General features: G+C 32.2%; 13 protein-coding genes. 12 read left to right on the top strand and 1 reads right to left on the bottom strand.

Annotated features, from left to right (window positions below; translation table 11 throughout):
* The first annotated feature begins 315 nt into the window (after window positions 1-315).
* The 11 genes from ABEY15_RS09985 (at window position 316) to mngB (ending at window position 12810) form a co-directional block, all read left to right on the top strand.
* Window positions 316-1686, top strand: a complete 1371-nt coding sequence (locus tag ABEY15_RS09985; protein WP_429889911.1) for a PTS transporter subunit EIIC — start codon at window positions 316-318, stop codon at window positions 1684-1686.
* Between the two features lie 228 nt (window positions 1687-1914).
* Complete coding sequence (locus tag ABEY15_RS09980) at window positions 1915-2892, top strand: ABC transporter ATP-binding protein (RefSeq protein WP_429889910.1); 978 nt, start codon at window positions 1915-1917, stop codon at window positions 2890-2892.
* Window positions 2889-3692 carry an ABC transporter permease gene (locus ABEY15_RS09975; RefSeq protein ID WP_429889908.1) on the top strand — a complete coding sequence of 268 codons (804 nt, stop codon included), beginning with the start codon at window positions 2889-2891 and terminating at the stop codon, window positions 3690-3692. The genes ABEY15_RS09980 and ABEY15_RS09975 overlap by 4 nt, the downstream gene beginning before the upstream one ends.
* Window positions 3693-3696: 4 nt before the next feature.
* Complete coding sequence (locus tag ABEY15_RS09970) at window positions 3697-4479, top strand: ABC transporter permease (protein WP_429889906.1); 783 nt, start codon at window positions 3697-3699, stop codon at window positions 4477-4479.
* Window positions 4480-5089: 610 nt separating this feature from the next.
* Complete coding sequence (locus ABEY15_RS09965) at window positions 5090-5218, top strand: hypothetical protein (RefSeq protein WP_429889904.1); 129 nt, start codon at window positions 5090-5092, stop codon at window positions 5216-5218.
* Between the two features lie 56 nt (window positions 5219-5274).
* Window positions 5275-5664, top strand: a complete 390-nt coding sequence (mutT, locus tag ABEY15_RS09960; protein WP_429889903.1) for an 8-oxo-dGTP diphosphatase MutT — start codon at window positions 5275-5277, stop codon at window positions 5662-5664.
* Between the two features lie 201 nt (window positions 5665-5865).
* Window positions 5866-6261, top strand: coding sequence for a VOC family protein (locus ABEY15_RS09955; protein WP_429889901.1), 396 nt, complete (start codon window positions 5866-5868; stop codon window positions 6259-6261).
* A 273-nt stretch (window positions 6262-6534) separates the two neighbouring features.
* Window positions 6535-7275 (top strand): rod shape-determining protein MreC, encoded by a 741-nt coding sequence (gene mreC, locus ABEY15_RS09950; RefSeq protein ID WP_429889899.1) that lies wholly within the window; start codon window positions 6535-6537, stop codon window positions 7273-7275.
* 105 nt (window positions 7276-7380) lie between these two features.
* The gene (locus tag ABEY15_RS09945; protein ID WP_429889897.1) at window positions 7381-8124 is read left to right on the top strand and encodes a MurR/RpiR family transcriptional regulator; all 744 of its coding nucleotides are present in this window, start codon (window positions 7381-7383) and stop codon (window positions 8122-8124) included.
* A gap of 132 nt (window positions 8125-8256) precedes the next feature.
* Window positions 8257-10194 carry a PTS 2-O-a-mannosyl-D-glycerate transporter subunit IIABC gene (mngA, locus tag ABEY15_RS09940; protein WP_429889895.1) on the top strand — a complete coding sequence of 646 codons (1938 nt, stop codon included), beginning with the start codon at window positions 8257-8259 and terminating at the stop codon, window positions 10192-10194.
* Between the two features lie 15 nt (window positions 10195-10209).
* Window positions 10210-12810: a mannosylglycerate hydrolase gene (gene mngB / locus ABEY15_RS09935; RefSeq protein ID WP_429889894.1), complete on the top strand. Its 2601-nt coding sequence runs from the start codon at window positions 10210-10212 to the stop codon at window positions 12808-12810.
* 589 nt (window positions 12811-13399) lie between these two features.
* Here the strand turns inward: mngB and ABEY15_RS09930 are convergent.
* Window positions 13400-15031 carry a MutH/Sau3AI family endonuclease gene (locus tag ABEY15_RS09930; protein ID WP_429889892.1) on the bottom strand — a complete coding sequence of 544 codons (1632 nt, stop codon included), beginning with the start codon at window positions 15029-15031 and terminating at the stop codon, window positions 13400-13402.
* 1754 nt (window positions 15032-16785) lie between these two features.
* Between ABEY15_RS09930 and dptF the strand changes: the two genes are divergently transcribed.
* A complete protein-coding gene (gene dptF / locus ABEY15_RS09925) occupies window positions 16786-19086 on the top strand; it encodes a DNA phosphorothioation-dependent restriction protein DptF (protein WP_429889890.1) in 2301 nt (766 codons plus the stop codon).
* Window positions 19087-19088: the final 2 nt, after the last annotated feature.

Here is a 19088-nt window from a genome sequence, read left to right as displayed (position 1 = left end):
CCTTATTGACGCGTTCCACTAACATGGGATGCGTCTTTTTTTATATAACCATACATGATAGAGACTCATCATATTCTTTCCTCTTAATACCTTGTCATAAAAGCGATATCATAAGCGTAAAATTTAAAAGAAAATTTCAAAATCTGTAATAAAAAAATCGAAATTTTGTTTATGGTAAATAACCTATGGATGTAAATTTTTAGAAAGGGAGAGGATGGACGATTTAAAAAACTATCAATCTATCAACGCTGACTATTATCATAAACATTTCAAACTATTTTAAGAGGTAGGATTATTTTGAAAGGAGTTATGAAGATGGCAAAGGGGATTAGCAAATACTTATTAATTGCCGAACATTTATTAGAGCATTTAGGCGGAGTGGAGAATATTACGACGTCCACTCATTGTATGACAAGATTACGTGTAGCGTCGAAAGATCATTCAAAGGTAGACATCGAGGCAATCAAAAAGACAGAAGGGGTTCTAGGAGTTGTAGAAGAAGAAACGATTCAAATCATACTCGGACCTGGTGTTGTAAACAAAGTTGCTGCAGAGTTTGATAAACTGCTTGCGGCGGCCACTGATTTTGATTTGAATAAGGTAGCTTCAAAAAACAAATTAGAGATTGATAGAAAGAATGCAAAACCTTTTAAACTTTTTTTACGTAGAATCGCAAGTATTTTTATTCCATTAATTCCTGCCCTTGTAGCTTCAGGATTAATAACGGGTATTACAAAAGCGATAGTTCAAGCAGAATGGCTTGCAGCAGATTCAAAATTAGCTATTATTTTAACTGTTATCGGATCTGGTCTGTTTGCTTATCTTGGAATTTTAGTCGGAATAAACGCAGCAAAGGAATTTGGTGGATCCCCTGCGCTTGGGGCATTGGCAGGTATTCTTGTCATCAACCCTGGAATTGCAGATATCTCTTTGTTTGGGCACAATCTTGTTCCTGGACGTGGAGGGTTAATTGGTGTTCTTTTTGCAGCAATCTTTATCGCGATAGTTGAAAGGCAAGTAAGAAAATTTGTGCCACAATCTCTTGATATTATACTCACACCTACCATTGCATTATTAATTACAGGTATCGTTACATACCTTGTATTTATGCCTGTTGGTGGTTATGTATCGGATGCGATTACAAAAGGCTTGCTAAATGTTCTTGATTATGGAGGAGTTGTAGCTGGATTTGTACTTGGTGCAACATTCCTTCCACTAGTCGTTACTGGGCTCCATCAAGGTTTGACGCCAGTTCATCTTGAATTAATTAACTCCATTGGAGATGACCCATTACTACCAATCCTTGCGATGGGTGGAGCGGGTCAAGTCGGAGCAGCGTTTGCAATCTACTTTAAAACGAAGAAAAAAAGCTTAAAACGTGCGATTGGTGGGGGACTACCGTCAGGAATGCTTGGAATTGGTGAACCATTAATCTTTGGTGTAACGCTACCACTAGGACGTCCATTTTTAACGGCATGTTTAGGTGCCGGAGTCGGAGGAGCATTTCAGGCTCATTACCATATCGCAACAATTGCAGTCGGTGTTTCAGGACTTCCATTATCATTCTTAGTTCACACGAATCAGATCTTATTATACTTAACTGGAGTTATTATCTCTTATGTAGCTGGCTTTATTTTTACTTACTTATTCGGATTTAAAGATGAAATGGCAGTTGAATTCAAGTAAACTAAGTTATCATGTCAGCAAGAGAACTAACGCCTTCAAACAAATTTTTGAATAAGTGATTTACTAAAAAAGGATGAGATTAATTGATTTCATTCTTTTTTTGTTGCCATCTCCTTGTAAAAATTTATTTTTCTAAAATTACCGAATAAACTGAAAAAGATATTGACGTGCCGATAGTATGATGATAGTATTTTTCTTCCAGTCAAAAAATGTTAGGAGGCGAAAAAAATGATTACAGTAGATGGTTTAAGTAAATCCTTCAAGGTTGCGAAACGTTCTTCAGGACTGAGGCAGGCAGTGAAGGGTCTTTTTTATCGTGAGCATACGATTGTTGAAGCGTTGAATGATATTTCTTTCTCTATTGAGCCGGGGGAAATCGTCGGTTATATTGGCCCGAATGGCGCAGGGAAGTCAACAACGATAAAAATCATGAGCGGAATATTGGTTCCAGATCGAGGGACGTGTAACATAATGGGATACACTCCATGGAAGGAAAGATCTTCCTACGTTAAACATATCGGTGTTGTTTTTGGGCAACGGTCTCAATTGTGGTGGGATGTACCCGTCATAGACTCGTTTGAGCTTCTCCGTGATATTTATAAAATTCCTCAAAATGAATATCAAGATAATCTTGATCTACTGATTGAAACACTCGATTTACAAAGTCTTATTCTTTCACCTGTACGACAATTAAGCTTGGGACAAAGGATGCGTTGTGAAATCGCAGCATCATTGTTACATAGTCCTAAAATTTTATTTTTAGATGAACCCACAATTGGGCTAGATGCTGTTTCAAAAATTGCCGTACGAGAGTTCATTAAAAGGATAAATAAAGAAAAAGGCGTTACCGTCATTCTTACGACGCATGATATGAATGATATTGAAGCTTTAGCTGATCGAGTTATTTTAATTGGTAAAGGAAGTTTATTGTTCGATGGTAACTTAAATGAATTACGAAAACATTTTGGGACTCATAAAACGATTACGGTAGATTATAGAGAGGACTATAATCCATTTGAAATTCCTGGAACCACAATGATTTCATGGTCTCCTGAACGGGCAATTTTAAGTTTAGACACGGAACAAGTTAAAATATCTGACGTGATTTCCAGTTTATCCAGTAAGGTTGATCTACTCGATGTGACGATTGAAGCACAACCAATTGAAGAAATTATCGTTGGTCTCTACAAGGAGTTTCAAATATGAAGCCATATGTATCTGTACTAAAACTACGATTATTGAACGGAATGCAATATCGTTCAGCAGCATTGGCTGGGGTAACAACACAGTTTTTCTGGGGATTCATGTACATCATGATCTTTGAAGCTTTTTATAGTCAAACTGTACAATCTCAACCACTCTCCTTAAAAGAAATCATTACATACTTATGGTTACAACAATCCTTTTTAGCTTTCATCATGCTGTGGTTTCGTGATAATGAGCTTTTTGATTTGATTACAACTGGGAATATCGCATACGAACTTTGTAGACCTTGCGAAATATACGGATTTTGGTATTCAAAACTTTTAGCCCAACGCTTATCGAGTGCAATTCTAAGGTGTTTCCCGATCCTACTTGTTGCATTCCTTTTACCTCAACCTTATAAAATGACGTTACCACCAAGTGTCTTAAACTTTGTGTTATTTTTACTTGCACTGATTTTTGGTTTACTTCTACTAGTTTCGATTTCAATGTTCATTTATATTTCAGTATTTGTGACGATGTCACCAATAGGCTCTTTACTACTGTTTGGGGTTTTTGGTGAATTTTTCTCCGGATTAACTATTCCAATTCCATTAATGCCAGCTTGGCTTCAGACTGTTGCTTATTTCCTTCCGTTTCGATGGACAGCTGATTTCCCGTTTAGGGTTTACTCTGGAAATATTCCTCAAACTGAAGCAGTAATTGGTATCGTAATACAAATTGTTTGGTTAAGCTTACTTGTTTGGCTAGGAAGAATCGCTTTTAATAAAGCATTACGAAGAGTCGTGGTCCAAGGAGGTTGACGCTATGGGACTATATTTTAAATATCTTCTTATTCTCTTTAAATCACAAATGGAATACCGCACATCATTTTGGCTTTTAACAAGTGGCCAGTTTTTAATCCCGTTCTCGATGTTTGCGGGTCTTTATTTTTTATTTGAACGTTTTGGGCAAATTAAAGGATGGACTTTTTATGAGGTAGCCCTTTGTTTTGCTATTATCCATATGGCATTTGCTTTAAGTGAATGTTTTGCTCGAGGATTTGACTCTTTCTCTAGTCTAGTAGCTAGCGGTAACTTTGATCGAGTACTTGTTCGTCCTAGAAGTACAATTGTTCAAGTTATGGGTTCTAAATTCGAGTTTACTAGAATTGGTAGATTACTTCAGAGTTTAATTGTTTTGATTTGGGCATTAAATAACCTCTCCATCGAATGGAGCAGTATGAAAGTAGTAACCATTATTTTAATGATCATAAGCGGGGTCTTTATTTTTACAGGTATCTTTATCCTTGCTGCAACGATGTGTTTTTGGACAATTCAAGGTCTCGAAGTGGTCAATATTTTTACAGATGGCGGAAGAGAGATGGCGCAGTATCCATTAAATATCTATCAGAAATGGGTAACTAAATTCTTTACATTTGTGATACCTTTCGGATGTGTCAATTACTTACCTTTAATGTATGTTTTAGATAAAACGGATGGGAAAGCGTATCTGTATATGTTATCGCCAGTAGCAGGGATTATTTTTATTATACCCTGTTTACTAGTTTGGCAAATTGGAGTGAGGCATTATCGATCGACAGGTTCGTAATACTTTAAGGACGCAATCCAGTTATGGGGATTGTGTTTTTATATAGAAGAAATGGAGCTATGTAGGGTATTAGAATTTTAGTAACAGTCTAAATGTAATAAATCAATATTGAAGTTGAAATAGTTAAACATACACTAACATTAATTAAAAATCTTGTGAGATTTCTATTTTTCCAATTAGCATAACTAAATATCAATGTAGATAACGCGAGGATAATTTGATACCAAATAGAAATAGTAAAGCCATCTTCTTTAATCAAAAAAATGTTTCCAGTTATAATGCAAGGGATCCAAATTAAAAAGAATAATTTTTGAAATCGTGACAGTGTTTTCATGAGCATCTTCCTTTATTAAATATGGTCTTTCTGCAAACCTAACTCTAGATATATTTAATGTTAGCAGAAAAACATACGACTTTATTTAAACAAAAATGAACTATAAGTGAATATTTTAGTTTTCTTATTGTGTCTTAACTTAATTGAAAGGGATGAAAAGAAGTCTTACTCTGATGAAAACAGGATGTTATTAAGAGTTCCCATATTCTTCTTACTTTTGAAGATATTTTTGTTCCTACTTTGTTAAAATAAAATAGATAATAAAGGAGGAGCATTATGGGATTAAAACGAAAAAATAAAAGAAAATCCTCTCAGCCACACACTAAAGTAATTGATTTTGGTATGGGTAAGACGTTAGCTAAAATTGAAAAAGCAATTTGTATTTTAGATAAAAGTGGGAAATAGTATCATGCCCGTATAAATAATAAAGCAATAATTAAATTAAAAGGAATTAGGAATCAATGAAAAAACAAATTAAAGTAGTTGGAGCAGTCATAAGAAACGATCAAAACCAAATACTATGTGCCTTACGTTCACCAGAAATGAACATGCCAAATAGCTGGGAATTTCCTGGTGGAAAAATTGAGAAGAATGAGAAACCTGAAGAGGCGTTGGTTCGTGAAATACAAGAAGAATTAGGCTGTGAAATATTTGTAACCGAATTAGTTGAGGATGTCATTCATGAGTATCCCAATATAATTGTAAATTTGATAACATACGAAGCCAAGATTATAAGCGGTATGCCAGTAGCTAATGAGCATGCGAAGATTGAATGGAAAGAAATTTCTGAGTTAAATGAACTTGAATGGGCTCCAGCTGACCTTCCTACGGTTGAAAAATTGATGATATAAAATATCAAATACTAGTATATAAGTTGTTGCTGAACGATTAACGATAAAACTAAGTATTTAGAATGATGTCGAACAAATGATAAAAGAAATATTTCTTTGGAAATTGAATTTATTTTCATATCCAATATAATTATAAATAACAACTATAGTGTACATACTAGATGAGTTTAGGAAAATTCTTGTATAACATAGGAGGAAACTATGGGAAGATTAATTCATTTCGAAATTCATGTTGATAACATGGAACGTGCAAAGAAGTTTTATGGAGAGGTATTTGGTTGGACGTTTCAAGATTGGAGTGAATATGCAGGAATGCCATACTATGGTGCAGTGACAGGTAATGAGGACGAAATGGGAATCAATGGTGCCTTAATGCAGCGCCAAAGTGCTCCTCCTGAAGCAAACCAACCATTAAATGGATATGCATGTACAATGGGAGTAGAAAATTACGACGTTACGGAAGCTAAAATTGTTGAAAATGGTGGCAAAGTAGCAATGCCTAAATATGCACTGCCTGGAATGGCTTGGCAAGGATACTTCAAGGACACTGAAGGTAATATTTTTGGAATTCATCAACCTGATGCTAATGCAAAGTAATTTTTTATGGATTTGATGAATAATTCATGGGTTAGATTTAAACAATCATTTAAATTACTTATAGGAACAAAAGTCAACTGTCGGCAGTTGGCTTTTTATTTTTTCTATTCTTAATTTTGGTTACAAATGGGAAGAAAAAATAGGAGATTCTATTAAAATTTTTCAAACACAAAATTGCCATATTCCCATTCTTATTAATGATATTTTTCATGGTATTCTTAAATTGAAATTGCAATAATTCATGATAATAACAGGTAAGAAAAGGATAAACCGATGAAAAAAATAATTATTATTACGGTGTTAATCGTCATTCTTTTTACAAGTGGGTATCTATTCTCAAAAAGCAAGACATTCGAAAATTACACTAATAATATCAGTGATTTAATTAAATTAAAAAAAGAAAATGATTATCTAAATGAAAAAATGAGCAATGAAACATCATTAAAAGCTAATATAACTGAATACAAGCTCGAAAATAAAGAATTAAAAATGCTAAAAGAAAGACTAAATAAAGAAAGTCAAAATTACAAAGCTGAAGTAGCAATCGTCACCAAAAGAGATTTTGATACTTGGAACAGCTTTGTTGAAATAAATAAGGGATCAAAAGATGAAGTGAAAATAAATACAAATGTAATAACCTCTCAAGGCTTAGTAGGTAAAGTAATCGAAGTTTCGAATCATACTTCAAAAGTAGATTTATTAAGTGCAATTAAATATACCTCATATATTTCAGTCCAACCAAAAAATAATCATCAATTACAAGGCCTAATTAAAGGGGCAGATGAGAAAACTGGCTATTTAAAAATGACTCTTTTCAATGTAAATGATAAATTAAAACCTGGAGAAATCATTGTTACCTCTGGTCTAGGAGGAATCTATTTACCAGGTATTGAAATAGGTAAAGTAAAAGAAGCTAAAATTGATAATTTAGGTTTAAATCAAACAGCTTATATTGAACCTTTATATGATTTAAACGATTTAGAGTACGTTATTTTATTGTTAAGTAAAAAATAAAAAGGAAGAACAATAGGAAAAGAGAACAATATTATAGTTGTTCTCTTTTTGAAGTTAAATACTAGTAAATTAAAAACAGTACATAAATAAGTAGGTGTTTGTTTAATGTTACATTTTGAGGAAAGGATTCAAAAATTTGAATATAAACTAAACGATACTGATGATCAAATTATTGAGTTTATTTTGAATAACAAAGAAGAAGTAGTTGGCTACTCTATACAATATTTAGCTGCTCAATTGTTTACTGTTCCTAATACAATTACGAGATTAACAAAAAAATTAGGTTTTGATGGATTTTCTCAGATGAAGAATTGTTTAAAAGAGGAGATTATTAAACAGGATGTTTTTACAGAAGAGGATAGTCTAACATTTAACATTCATAAAACAATTGGATTAATTGATCAAAATAAGTTAGCTCTCACTACAAAATTAATTCAAGAAGCACGTAGGGTGCTTTTCTTTGGAGTAGGTGATACTGCACCATTTTGTGAAATGATGATAAAAAATCTTAAGGTTGTTGGTAAACAAACTGAATACTACTTCCATCGTCATGATATATTGTATGAACTTTCTAGATTAGAGTCTAAGGAAAATAATTTACTATTTTTAATTTCATTGTCTGGAGAAACGGTTCAAGTATTGGATGTAGCGGAGCTGGCAAAACAAAAGGGAATTAAAATAATTTCACTTACACATTTTAGTAAAAATTCTTTACAACAAATAGCAGATTTGAAATTGTATTGCTACTCTCCTAATAAAAAATTTAATGAATACAATATTACAGATAAAACACCCTTGTTGTTAGTCCTTAGAGCTTTATCTGAGTTTTACTGGAAAGCATCGAATTGATGTGTATAAATACACATTAAAAATAAAATTTTACTAAAAACTGTGTAAAAATGAGAAGTATCAAGCTTCTTATTTTTTTTTTGCTATGATGAAGTCAAAGTAGTCCATTAATAAATGAAAGGGGTTACAAAAATGCAGTTAAAAAAGTTAACTTCTGAAGCTTTGATCAGTACTAAAGCGGGATTTACATCTAAAGAAGACACCATAAAATTTTTAGTTAAGAAATTAGCATCAGAAGGGAAAATTCATTCTGAAGAAGAGTTTTATAAAGCAGTGATGGAAAGAGAAGCTTTATCTCCAACTGGTTTTGAAGGTGGTCTAGCTATTCCACATGGAAAAACTTCAGCAGTAAAAGAAGCTTCGTTTGCAGTCGCAACGCTTGAGAAGCCAATAAGTAACTGGGAAAGTGTTGATCCAAAAAATCAAGTTGAATTAGTTATTTTGTTAGCGATTCCAAAAGAAGAGGAAGGCACAACACATCTAACTCTATTATCTGAACTGGTTACAAGACTATCAAATGAAGAGTATAAAAATAATCTACTTCATTCAATGACGAATAAAGAACTTTATGATCGTCTTGATTCATCTTTACAATCTACTAATCAGAAAATCTCTCAAGATAGAAATAATACCGTTTTAGCCATTACAGCTTGCCCAGCAGGTATAGCACACACTTATATGGCAGCGGAAGCATTAGTTAAAGCAGGTAATGAATTAGGAATTAATGTATTTGTTGAAAAACAAGGTGCAAATGGAATTGAAGATCGGCATACATACGACTTAATTAAAAAGGCTGATGCGATTGTATTTGCGGTGGATGTTGCAGTGAAGGATGAAGAGCGATTCAAGCATCTTCCGAAAGTAAAAACATCTGTAGCTTCTCCACTTCGAAACGCAAAAGGTATTTTAGAGCAAGCATTGCAAAAAGTAGAAAATAAACCTAAAGCAGGAATAGTCGAAAGTGAAGAATCAGTTCATGAGATTGAACGTAAATCTATCAAAACAGAAGTCAAGGATTCTCTTTTAACAGGAATCTCTCACATCATTCCTATTATTGTAGCTGGTGGTATGACGTTAGCGGCGGCTGTCTTTATTGCTCAAGCTTTTGGTCTTCAAGATGTATATGCAGCGGAAGGATCATGGTTATGGTTATTACGCCAATTAGGTGGTTCTTTATTAGGACAAATCATGATTCCAATTTTAGCGGCATATATGGCATACTCGATTGCTGATAAACCAGCATTAGGGCCAGGTTTTGCAGCAGGGGTAGCAGCAAATTTAATTGGCAGCGGATTTTTAGGAGGTATGCTAGGAGGATTACTGGCAGGTTATTTCTTAAAGTATCTAAAAGTTAAAGTTAAACCTAAAGGAACTTTTGCAGGCTTTGTTAGTTTCTGGTTCTACCCTGTAATAGGAACGCTTGTTGTTGGATCAATCATGCTTTTTGTAATTGGTAAGCCATTAGCTCTGTTAAATCAGGGACTAATTGATTGGCTAGATGGAATGAGTGGAGCAAATGCGATTATACTTGGTGCAATATTAGGAGCAATGGTTTCATTTGACCTTGGTGGTCCAGTAAACAAGGCTGCTTACACATTCTGTATCGGTGCAATGGCTAGTGGAAATATAGTACCTTATGCAGCATTTGCATCTGTCAAAATGGTTTCTGCATTTTCCGTCACTGGAGCAACGATAATTGGTAAGCATTTATTTTCTGAACAAGAAAAAGAAATTGGTAAACAAACATGGTTGCTTGGATTAGCAGGAATTACAGAAGGGGCGATTCCATTTATGATTAAAGATCCCCTAAGAGTGATACCTTCATTAATCGCTGGTTCAGCAGTCACAGGAGCGATAGTTGCTTACTCTAATATTGGTCTAAATGTTCCTGGAGCTGGAATTTTCTCTTTAGCCTTACTTCAAGGTAAACCAGCCATAGTAGCTGCAGGCATTTGGTTTGGAGCAGCATTAATTGGTGCGTTTATATCAACAAACTTATTGATTATGACAAGAAAACAAAAAATAGTTAAAGAAATAAAAGTAAAGGCATCACAACAAAATGTGGCATAAGAGTGGAGGAGCAAAATGAAAAAAGTTCATATCGTTCCACATATGCATTGGGACAGAGAATGGTATTTTACGACGGAAGAGTCTAGAATTCTATTAATTAATAATATGGAAGAAATTATGGAGATGTTAGAAACGAATCCTGATTATCCTTACTATGTGTTAGATGGACAGACTGCTATTTTAGAAGATTATTTTGCAGTAAAACCAGAAAATAAAGAACGTGTAAAAAAGCTAGTTCAAGAAGGCCGATTAATAATTGGACCATGGTATACGCAAACTGATGAAATGATTGTCGGTGGTGAGTCAATTGTTCGTAATTTATTATACGGAATGAAGGACTGCGAAGAGTTTGGCGAATCTATGAAAATTGGTTATCTTCCAGATTCTTTTGGTCAATCAGCTCAAATGCCGATGATTTTAAATGGGTTTAATATTAAGTATTCAATATTTTGGAGAGGGACATCTCAACGGCATGGAACAAATAAGACTGAATTTTATTGGGAGACGGATGATGGTTCAAAGGTGTTAGTTCAATTGTTTCCGCTAGGGTATGCAATCGGTAAGTATTTACCAGAGGATGAAGAAGTACTGCAAAGTCGAATTGATAAGTATTTCACTGTACTTGATCGAGGAGCAACTAGTGACCATATAATCTTACCGAATGGTCATGATCAAATGCCGATTCAAAAGAATATTTTTACAATCATCGAAAAGCTTCAAAATCTTTATCCAGAGCGAGATTTTTTCTTAAGTAAATATGAAAATGTTTTTGAAAATCTTGAAACACAAAATGACCTTGATACGTTGAAAGGCGAATTTCTAGATGGAAAGTACATGCGTGTTCATCGAAGTATTTACTCGACAAGGATGGATATTAAAGCGGCGAATACTAGAATTGAAAATAAAATTACCAATATTTTAGAACCACTTGCATCTATCGCCTATCGTTTAGGGTTTGAGTACCACCAAGGTTTAATTGAGTTAATTTGGAAAGAAATCATGAAAAATCACGCACATGATAGTATTGGCTGTTGTTGTTCTGATAAAGTACACAGAGAAATTTTAAATCGTTTTTATTTAGCTGAAGAAAAAGTTGATCAACTAATCAATTTTTATAAACGTAAAATTGTTGATTCGATGGATACTACTAATGAACATGATCGAATTACACTTTTTAACTTACTTCCTTATGAGCGTACTGAAGTTGTGACTACTAGTGTTATGACAAAATTAAAATCATTTAAGCTAGTTGATCATGAATCAAATGAAATAGACTACGAAATTATTGAAAGTAAGGTTACTGACCCAGGCTTAATTGATCGTCAAATAGTTCATTATGGAAATTATGATCCGTTTATTGAATATACAATCCAATTAAAGGATAATATTCCATCAATGGGTTATAAGACATATTTTGTAGAAGAAAATGATGATGTCATAAAAAAAATAACTTACTCTACTAATGAGATTGAAACAGATTTTTATAGGATTACCGTTAATTCAAATGGAACATTGAATATTTTTGATAAGCAAATTAAACAAATTTTTACGAATGTTCTTCGATTAGAAAATGGTGGGGATGATGGGGATGAATATGATTACTCTCCACTTCTAAATGAGGAGTTACTTTATAGTGATTATGTTATAGCTGAAACTAAAATTCAGCAAAATCGATTTGGGGTAACAATTGATATTAAATATACTTTGGCTGTTCCTTCAAATTTAGTAAAACGTAAAAAACAAATTATTGATAGTGCTGTCGATGTTCATATTGTAGTGAATGTTCCAAATCATAAACGATTACTTGAGGTTAAATTTGAAATCGATAATCAAGCGAAGGATCATCGGTTAAGGGTATTAATTCCAACGAATATTGCGTCGGCTATCTCGGTATCAGATAATCAATTTGGTTCGATTAAACGAGATGTAGTTGATTCGTCAATTCATGTGTGGGAGGAAGAGAATTGGGATGAAAGGCCAGATCCAATTTATCCTATGTTGAGTTATGTTGGATTATTAGATAATGATTTTGGAGTTAGTGTATTAACAAACAGTACGAGGGAGTATGAAATTGTTGGTGAAAAATTTGATACAATAGCTATTACTTTGTTTAGGAGTGTTGGTTTTCTTGGGAAAGAGGAGATGGTTCGTAGGCCAGGGCGACCGTCTGGGATTAAGTTGCCTACTCCGGATTCTCAGATGATTGGGAAGTTGTCTTTGGAATTTGCGATTGCGACATATAATAAGGAAGAGAATGTTGCGAGGATTGCTAAGGAGTATTTAACTCCGGTTGTTGCTTATAATAAGATTCCTTATGATGCTATGAAGTTGAATGAGTCTGTTGTGAAGACGCCTTTGGAGTTTAGCTTTTTTAGGGAGAGGTCTGCGAATGTGGTTTTGAGTACTTTGAAGAAGGCTGAAAAAGTAGATAAATTTGTTATACGTTTTTATAATTCATCGGAAAATGAAGAGTATGCTTTTTTGCAATTTAATGGTGAGATTGATCAGGTGTACACAGTTAATTTAAATGAAGAAGTAAAAGAAGATGTATTTGTAAATGATTATCAAGTAGGAATAAATGTGAGAACAAATCAAGTTAAATCGATCTTGTTTTAAAATAATAAATATAGGTATTTAAATTAAAAAAGGCTATTTTTCGTTTTATTAATAACAGAAAATTGCCTTTTTCTGATTGTTTTAAAATTTTATTCAGCACTCAACTCATGTTTAGTGCGGTTCACTACTTGTGAGAAAAGATAATTAAAAGATGTAACAGTGAGTTTAAAGAGCTTTCCGAGGGCTTCAGACTGTCGACAAACCCCATTTTAAATTCATTTAAAATGGGTTTGTCATTATTTTTATACTAATTCAGCCATTATTTAAGCTGGGCATGGTTTCTTCCATGTCCAAATAATCAAGTGCTAGAGCTACATAACAAAAAAATAAGCTGGGTAGCAATCCCAGCTTATTTTATAAGACATTTCGGCATATCTACCGTTTTTAAGTATCACGTCTTTTATACCTTTTGCAAGTCTAATAAGTTTAAGTTGTCAACTATTAGCTAACAACCATTTAATATATTCATCGCCACAATCGTTTCACTAATATGTACTTTTTGGCACTTCAACCCCTAGTCTGTTCCAAAACACCTTTTGGAATCTATATTGGTTTCTGAAATCAGTGTATTAGTACAAATTAAGTAATCTCATTCGAAAAATTCTTTTACTTGTTGGTACATATAATTTTTATTTAACCAGAGGGCCTGCTTAACCATATAATTATCTGTCAAAATATCCTTCATATCCTCAGGTCTATTCTTCCAAATTGCAGGAGAGGGTAGCCGATCTGAATTTTTACTTTCAAGATAATCTGACTCGTCAGCTGAAGGTCGAATGTGAAGAATTTGAGGACCACTCACTTGGCTCGGCAGATTGTTCTCTATTTTGTAACCTTTCTTATTGGAGGCACTTTTCTTAACACGTTTAAACGTTAACTCGACACCATTAATGAGAGTTTGTTTAATTATTTCCCATGTTTCTTTGACTCTACTCATGAGTTCGTTTTCTGGCATATACCAAAATTTTGCGCCCTTAAATATCTCACCTTCTGGTGTTTCCTCGTAAACGACTAATAAGAATTTTGTTGTGGAAAGATAGTCATACACTCGAGTATCTTCCCAATCAAGGTTACTAATATCTTTGATGAAGCTAACATCCGATTCAAGTTTAAATCCTTCAGTTGTGAGTCTTTTTTCGGATGCTTTTTTTCTCTGATTAGAATTTACGGTAACTGTTTTGACAGCAATTCCAGCCTTCTTAAACTCATCTGTTTCTTCTAAATCACCTTTTAGATTAAACATCTTCTGCGCAATTAGCCGTGAACTTGCTTTGTCATTCTTTTTTTTGATTCTAACACCAAATTTTTCTGCTAAGACTTTTTTATCCATATTGTAAAACGGTTTAAACTGATTGATAATGATTTGTTCAAATGTTTTGTGTTTTAACTCGGATAAATCTTTTATGACATGTTCTTGAGTACCAATTTGCTTAGATTCGATTTTTTTATGTAATTCAGGATAGTCATTTTGATAAGAATCGTAAGTGATGGAACTCTTTAATTCGCCCTGTACAATTCGCTTCGTAATTTCCTTCATGTATGTTGGTCTTAAAGAAAAAGCTCGTCTATGTGCTTTCTTATCACTAAACGGTTGTGTTGTTTTGTTCTCTGCAGCTTTACTTCCTTTTGTCACTGCTCCAAGGTATTGTGTCATACCTTCGGAAATGTCCTCAGCCCTCCCTTGACGAATCATATCCATTATAATGTTCCAATCATTTTCAATGATTGCCCAATCATCATCTAATAAGTCGTTCAAATTAAAAAGAATAGAGTGGGTCATTAAGAAATCTGGATAGATTGGGTATTCCTTTCCTTCAAATTGAAAAAAATCAACTGGATTATATTTATACAACATTAGTTCTACAAGCTTTGACTTTTTTAAAAAGGAAGAATTTTGAAAATCCCTCTTATATTCTTCATTAAAATCAAAAATGTTAAGAACTAGTCTTTCTTTGGCACCCCAGGAATTTTCTTTTTTGAAAAATTTAAGCCCAGCACATTTGAGTTCTACACCTAGATTATTGAAATCAGCCTCAGGTCGACTGTTATTCGCTAGCCCGAACCAATCTTTTTCAACTGCATTCCCAAGCCAACCTTTATTTCTTGGGCTAGCGTACCACTTATCGACATTCTCCTGTTTGACAAGCTCCTTTATCATTTTACCAACAGCAGCTTCACCACGTTCTTTTATTTCTCGAATTGTTTTATATTCTCTATCCATCGTCATCTCCCTAATAGAAAATTCTAATCTGCTGTTCAACTTTATTATAAATTACCTTCAACATTTTGTCTGAATAGGTTATATTTATTCAAGCTCTAAATCGGCGCTTATCACCTTCAGTTCTCATTTTGGTTGGTTATTGAGAGGAAACTTATTTTACTCATCTCATATAAGTCTTCCAATTTTATAAAGTTCCCCTTTTTTTCATTTTTTCATAAAATATCACTTATTAATTATAGTAATTTTATTGGGAAATATCTATTAATTATGAACTTACTGAAAATAATTCAATATTACTAATTGTTTTGTCATTGCGTTATATTTTTTCTTAAGTTATATCTTCTTCTAGAAATGAATTATAATGAGTTTAAGAAATACTTATAATTTATTATTTCAAAGTAGAAAAGACATCCTACTAAAGATAAAGTTTGATTCTCCGTTTGAATAAGATGTTTATAATATGCTAGGTCAAAGAGGATTTGATTTTCAAAAGGCAATTTGGTTGTTCATGATTTAGAATTGATTTAGCAGTAAAAGATCCAAATTATCCAGGTAAAATTTTATTAAGGATTGATTGTGATGGCTGATCCTACTATACCTCAAAATCAGCATGAAATTGAGATTGACTAAGGTAATGCGTTTTAGAGCCTTAAGGGAATATTGTCACAGGACTGGGTTAAGAATAAGAAGATAATCTGAAATAGGATTGTTGAAGAAAAACCGTATTTAGCTTGAAATTAAATATATGAAATAGTACTAACAAAAGAGAACCTGCCCATTTTTTGAGTAGGTTCTTTTGTATTCTAAATTTAGAAAATGTAAATTGAAGTGACAAAAATCAAAAAATTAAAAATCTATTTACGTTAGAACTCCAAATTAGTAATAAGCAAAAACTGTAATGATTAAGGAATCCTGAAATTTTTTCACCTAAAACTTTCAAATACAAATTTTATAGATAATATTTACAAGTAAACAGATGCTCATTTATTCAACAAAATCAAATGTTGAGTTATTAAATTTTTATAGCTTAATATTAAACGGATTTGGTACAAATTTTTTTAATTTCAGTTTAGAAAACGGAAAAAAATATTAATTTATGGATATCAAAAAATTGAACAGCATATTTGATATAAATAAATTAATAAATAAATAGATAAATAAATGATTTACTAAAATTAGGAGAATTAGAAACAAGTTTTGAGCCGAAGGTTTACTAAAGTGAATTTATTATTGAATATTAAACAGGAGTTTGTTTTTATAACAATTGTGCTCAATAAAAACAATTAACACAAGGCAATAAATATATAAAAACAATTAACACAAGGCAATAAATATATGAAAATAAGTAATGGGGAATAAAACAAAAGCTAATTTCGTTTTTCAAAATCCATGAACAAATAAATATATATATATAAGAGAAATAACATCTTGTGAGACTAGAAATATGTTTTAAATCGTACTCTATTAACAGATTCCATTCTTGGATTTTTTAATGATTTATAATTAAAAAATTAGAATAATCGAGATTGAAGTTAGACAAAGATGTTAGCCGTATTTTTGAAAAGACCTAATCAAAAAAGTGATTAGGTCTTTTTGTATAATCTTTTTTGTAATAAATATTTAATATTTATAACTATTTTTTTATTATGAATGAATATTCGTAGTAAAATAAACTTGTATGAAAAAGTAAAATTTTACTTTAATCCTAAAAGGAATAGATTTAAGATTTCAAAGTGACTTAAAGAGGTGTCCTTATGACGAAACATACTTTTGAATTTTTACAAGAAATTAATCCAGAATTAGCCCAAATAGGAAAGAATATTGACAAAATATTTTATGTGGATCCTAATGGAGTTTTAGTTAAAGGAAGACTATTTGCAGAGCAATTATCTAAGGAAGTAGTAAAGAAAGAAGCGGGACTTGATTATTTACTTTATGTAAAACAAGTCGAGAGGATTGAAAAGTTAGATAGAGAGGGTTTGTTATCTAGTGAAATTGCTAAAAGGTTTGATTCGATTCGCTATTTAGGAAACAAAGCAGCTCATGAAAACTTAAACGCTGATTTAGAAAAAGCAATAAAGATGCATAAGAACTTATTTGAAATAGCAATTTGGTTTATGGAGTTATATGGTGATCATAAATTTGTTGCACCTATATACAGTCATCCAATTTTTCAAGCAGAGGGTGGATATAGTCAGTCAGAATTAGAAAAAAACATTATAAATAAACTTAGTAAACAATTTGAAGATTACATAAAATTAATTCCTACTAAAGAGAAACAAGAAAGCGATTCTGAAATTATTATTGAAAATGAGAAGGATGAACATAACTTCGGTGAAATTTATGGTAGCTCATTGATTTATGAGCTTACCAAATTAAAAGAATCATCACAAGAAGCTGTTGAGAATGCTAATTCATTTAGCTCATTTAAAAAATATCTTCATGTGGAAAGACCAATTCAAAAAGATTTACATCAATTATTACTAGATACCTATCAAAGTAGCTCTAGTCAGTTGATAATTCTAGGTGGAAGCGTTGGGGATGGGAAATCTCACATGCTTGCATATATGAATAGCACTTACCCAGAAATATTAAATGAGTTTTCTATTCACAATGACGCGACAGAAAGCTTTGACCCAATGAAAAATTCACTAGATACATTAGCTGAGTTATTACTTCCATTTTCAGATGAAAAAATAGAGCAATCTAATGAAAAGAAAATATTGGCAATTAATTTAGGAGTACTTCATAATTTCTTAACTTCAAAATATGCTAATGACTCATATACAAAGCTAGTTGAATTTATTGAACAATCAATGGTATTTGATTCGAATGTAATTACAAACAAATTTAGTATTGATAATTTTCACTTAATAAGCTTTAGTGATTATCAACCATTTGAACTTACTGAAGATGGCCCTCAATCTAGTTACTTTAAAGAAATCCTATCTAAAATTACAAACGATTCAGATGATAATCCTTTTTATCAAGCATACTTAAGAGATAATAAATCTGAGTATTTTAGTCCAGTTATAATGAACTATCAATTATTAATGAGACCAGAGGTACAAGAAAACATAGCGCAACTGTTAGTAAAAGCATTAGTAAAACATAAAATGATTGTATCAACAAGAGCTTTATTAAATTTTATTCACGATATGATTGTACCTTCAAATATACATGAACTAATATACTCGTCTATCATTGATGAAACAGAATTTTTATTACCAAATTTATTGTTTGGAAGTAGTGATAAATCGCAAATTCTAAATGTTATGTCGAAATTAGATCCAATTCATTTAAGATCACAAAAACTAGATCAATTACTTATAGATTTAAATCTAACTAATAACATTTCTTCTATATTTAAAGAAAATCTTAATCTAGTAGGTATAGAAAAATGGACTAATTTAATAGAGGATTTAGGCGCGTTTTATGAATTAAGTGCTTCTACTAGAAAGGTTTTAATGAAGACTTATATTAGGATGACTTACTGTTTTACTGAAGAACAAGAAAGCGTATTTAATGATTGTGTATTTAACAGCTATATGAAATCCTTGTTTGCATTTAATGCTGGAAACCCGACTGGACTACAACAATTATATAAGGATGTATTAAAAGCGGTTTTTGAATGGAAGGGTCAACCAAAAAGAAATAGTAATTATATCTATATTGATGATTCGATTGAATTAATTAAAATTGCACAGTCTCTATCGGTTAGACCATATTCACAAAACATGGCTAAGAGTGCTGAAGAAATTTTTTATAGCTTCAAGAAAAATATTGTAATAGGCTATCAGGAACCTAATAGTAAGAAATTCGCATTACTAGAAATTGATTATCCATTATATGAAAAAATATTAATGGTTTTAAAAGGATATCGACCTAATAAAAAGGATAAAGAAGATGCAATTCAATTTGTAGAATTTATTGATAAACTTATGAAGTTCGGAAATAAAAATGAACAGCTACTAGTACATCATTCTTCTGAGGATTTAAGGTTTAAACTAGAATATGATGGATTTTTTGGACAATTTACATTCGTGAGGGAGTAATT

The organism is Gottfriedia acidiceleris, assembly GCF_050457485.1.
GTDB classification, from domain to species: Bacteria; Bacillota; Bacilli; order Bacillales; family Bacillaceae_G; genus Gottfriedia; species Gottfriedia acidiceleris_D.
Note: the sequence above shows the minus strand (reverse complement) of the source record. Positions and strands in the feature narration are given on the sequence as shown.